Here is a 3,570-nt window from a genome sequence, read left to right as displayed (position 1 = left end):
GAGCGGAGTACTGCTACGGCTCTGCGAGTCAAGATGCGCATGAGATGGCTGATGGCTACTTCGTGGTGTTTGCCTTGAGCGCGTTTGCGCAGGTAAAAAGCACGTAGTTCCGGATCGTGTTGAGCGGCGCTAAAGGCGCATTGAAAGAAAGCGCTGCGCAACATCTCCACTCCTCGTTTGCTCATCTTGGTGTGACCTTTCCATTGCCCGCTCTCTTTTAATCGCGGGTCGTTACCCATAAAGGCCTGGAGCCTGGCAGCGGCATTTCGATTGTTACCCGAGCGCAAGATTTCAGTGGGCAGGAAAGCCAAAACTTTCGCCGCGGTCAGCGGACCAAAGCCGGGAATACTTTGGAGTAAGTCAAGATTTTGAGGATCGAGCGTTTCACGGGTGAGCTGGGCAATTTGCTGATCCAGTTCCATCAGGCGCTTTTCCAACGTAGCGATCAACTCCAGGATCGAGCAAAGAGCCGGAGCGCTGGCTTGAGCAATGTCAGGATCAGCTATCGATTGAGCGGCCAGAGTTTTGAGCGCGGCGGCTTTGGGCCGAAGCATCCAGTTTTTCTCGATGGTGGAGCGACGCATCCGGGCAATGGCGGCCGGGGTTGGCGCTTGGAGCAAAAGCTGGCGAATACCCACGGCGTCGACTTGCAGCAAATGTTCCAGTTCGGGGAAACTCAAATCCAGCAGACTTTTGTAGGTTTTCTTCTGATTAGTTAGGCTGCGACGCAAGGCTTTGCGTACGGTGTGGAGTCGTTGCAAGCGCAGTTGCGCCGGGCGCAGATGAAAACGGTAGAGCTCCAGCAATTGCGCTCCGTTTCGCGCTGCCACCTGGCACAGGCTGCGGGCATCGATCGGGTCAGTCTTGCTATCGCGCAGAGCGTTGCCCGGGTGATAGAGCCGGCGCGCGATGAGTGGATTAACCACGACCACGGCGTAGCCGGCTTTGGTGAGCGCGGCCGCCCAATTGAGATGAAGCACACCGGTAGCTTCAATGAGAATGAGCAATTGCTCTTTCTCAGGCACCAGCCTCTTGAGTTGAACCAGCAGCTCGGCTAAACCGCTGGCTTTTACGGGCAGATCTTTTTCAAAGAGAAGGCGCTCTTGCCCGTGAGAGAGAGCGGCCCGGATTTTGTGTTTTGCGGCGTCAATACCGAGGAAGTAAGATAGTTTCATTGAGAGGTGCGGTTTTGAGTTTTGAACTAATGAATGGCAGCAGCGCGATGGCTTTAGCTTATGGCCAAGTGAACGATCAAAAGGTCGTTTCAGGCGATCAAAGCTCATCAACTTGTTGCCGGTTAAAGATTGGCCAGCGGGTCTGCTCTTCGTCCAATGCTCCCACAGCGGGGCATGGCCAACGTGCAAAGACTCTGCCGACCGAAATTGAGTAAACCAGAACCGCCCTCTCAACTCACTTTCCAATGAACTCCAAGCCTCCACACCACTCACATAAGCCCACCCCGCCACTTGGGTTGCGCGTTAGGAGAAATACCACCCTTTGCTTCAAGTGGCGGGGTGGCTTATCTCTGTCTCGCTAGATGATTCCCGCGCACACTGAGGCTGCTCCGAGACGAGATGTCTTCGTCAACACTCACTTTCGCATCGAACCGTGTTCGAGTTGCCCTATTCCCGGTTACTTGATCGTCAGTCCACGGGTTGGCGTTTCTTCCCTTGCCGAACTTTCTCCCGACGCACAGGACGCACTGGGCGTGACTCTCGCAGCAGCCACTCGCGCGATTGAAGCGGTTGTTCACCCGCGTCGGGTTTACTGTGCACTCTTTGCCGAGGAGACGGGCTCGGTTCATTTTCACTTATTTCCTCGTCTCGACTGGCTGGTGTCCTCATATTTCCGCGCTCATCCGGATGAGGCCGACATATCTGGTCCGCGGCTTCTCGACTGGGCACGCTCCACTTTCCGCGATCCTCCTACGGATGACTACGACCGAACTACCGAAGAGATCTTTCGTGTACTCCAGCAAATCATCTAACTCCTATGTGGGGAGTCAAGTGCGGTAAGTTGGTCAGTTCATAAGTTTTGGTGGGGTGGAAATTGGTGTTGGTTTGGGAGCGTGTCTTCTTCCGTTTAACTCGCGGGATTTTTCTTCCAGCGGTTCATACTCCTATCCGTGCGTGAGCTCTTTTGGTCTCAGCACCATTTGATCAATGCGATCAGTGGAAGAGGGAACTTTGAGGCGGCCCAATCTAATGCGACGCTCGCGAGTTTGCCCGGAGCAGGTTAGACACCGGGCGCGCCTCACGTTCCAAAGTGGTTTGTTTTAGTGGGAGAGTTTCATTGGCAGTTATTGCTCGTGCGGCTCGCGCCTCCTTTGTGTTCCCCTCGAACTCATTTCAAAATTTCCAGTCCCAGTTGCTCCTGGGTGAGCCGGCCGGTGCGGACCCGCCACAGATCGACGGCGAGCTGACGCGCCACTGCGACGATGGCTTTTTTGCGGGCGGCGCCGGTGGTGAGGGTGCCTTTGGCCAGGCGCTCTTTCCACTTGCGCACCGCACGATAGTTAGGCTGGAAGCGGACCAGTCGCCAGGCCAACTCCACCAGCGCCGCACGCAGGCGCGGATTACCATGTTTGGTCACGCAGCTTTGCAATCGGGTGTTGCCGCTGCTGTATTCGCCGGGACACAAACCGGTGTAGCTGGCGATCTGGCGCCGATTGTTAAACCGGTTCCAATCCCCAATCTCCCGGTCGATCAGCACACTGGTCATTTTCCCAAGGCCGCGCGGTTGTTCTGTCATCACCGCGTTTTCGAGTTGCGCTGTGAGCGCTTGGATTTTTTCCTGCAACGCCACCAAGATCGGTTGGCTGTTTTGCAGCAGCTCTTTGATCCAAGCGGGCAGCGCTACCCCAGCAAAGTTGCGCGGCTTCCACCAGTTTTGCACCGGCGCCAAGCCGTGATTGACCATTAAACTGCGGCCCTGAGCTTCCAGCACTTTGCGCACTTTAACCAACTGCTCGCGCTGTCGGTGAATGGCGCGGCACTGTTCCTCTTGTTCAGTGGGCACGCGCACCATTGCCAAAGCATCGCGATTGCCTTGAACAAAACGATCCAACCGCAAACACAGCGCCTTGGCATCTAGTGAGTCAGTCTTCACCCGCTTGTTTTGCTCATCGAGCTTCTGCGGGCAGACTACGTAGCAGTGGACCCCCACCGTGCTCAGTTGCCGCTGCAAAGAAAAGCCAAACCCGCACGCTTCATACACGGCGTGAACTTCTCTGCCATGGGCCTTGAGCTTGCTCGCCCAACACAGCAACGCTTGCTTGCCAAAACGCTGCGGCGGTTTGGGGTTCATTCCACCCTCCTGCATCACCACCACGTAAAAGTCCTGGTGCACATCAATCCCAAGCTTGATGTCGGCTGTGCCGCCATTAAACTGGCAGCGGGTTCCCTCGTGTGAGGACAACTCAGTATTATTGATACTATGCATAAGTGCGGGTGAGCTTAACCACTTGCCCGCACTCTTTACATGTCATCTAGGCGAATGGAGCCAACGGCCCTCGGCGAAATAAGTTCAGAGTGCTTGCCACCGACCCCGCCCGTAGCTTATCTCTTTCTC

The 3,570-nt window shown here is 55.7% G+C and carries 2 protein-coding genes; both read right to left on the bottom strand.

Features of this window, described 5'->3' with window-relative positions:
• A partial coding sequence (locus VH187_RS05740; RefSeq protein WP_329700528.1) for an IS110 family RNA-guided transposase occupies nucleotides 1-1,283 on the bottom strand: 1,283 nt, incomplete at its 3' end.
• 1,060 nt (nucleotides 1,284-2,343) lie between these two features.
• Entirely contained in the window at nucleotides 2,344-3,441 is a 1,098-nt protein-coding gene (locus VH187_RS05735) for an IS110 family RNA-guided transposase (RefSeq protein ID WP_329700527.1), read from the bottom strand.
• Between the last annotated feature and the right edge of the window lie 129 nt (nucleotides 3,442-3,570).

It is taken from the genome of Scandinavium sp. (genome assembly GCF_036271055.1).
Taxonomy (GTDB): domain Bacteria; phylum Pseudomonadota; class Gammaproteobacteria; order Enterobacterales; family Enterobacteriaceae; genus Scandinavium.
The sequence above is the reverse complement of the archived record's forward strand: the minus strand, read 5'-3'. Positions and strand labels throughout refer to the sequence as shown.

Coding starts and splice junctions, on each gene's coding strand:
- VH187_RS05735 (WP_329700527.1), bottom strand. CDS start 3,441: ATGCATAGTATCAATAATACTGAGTTGTCCTCACACGAGGGAACCCGC.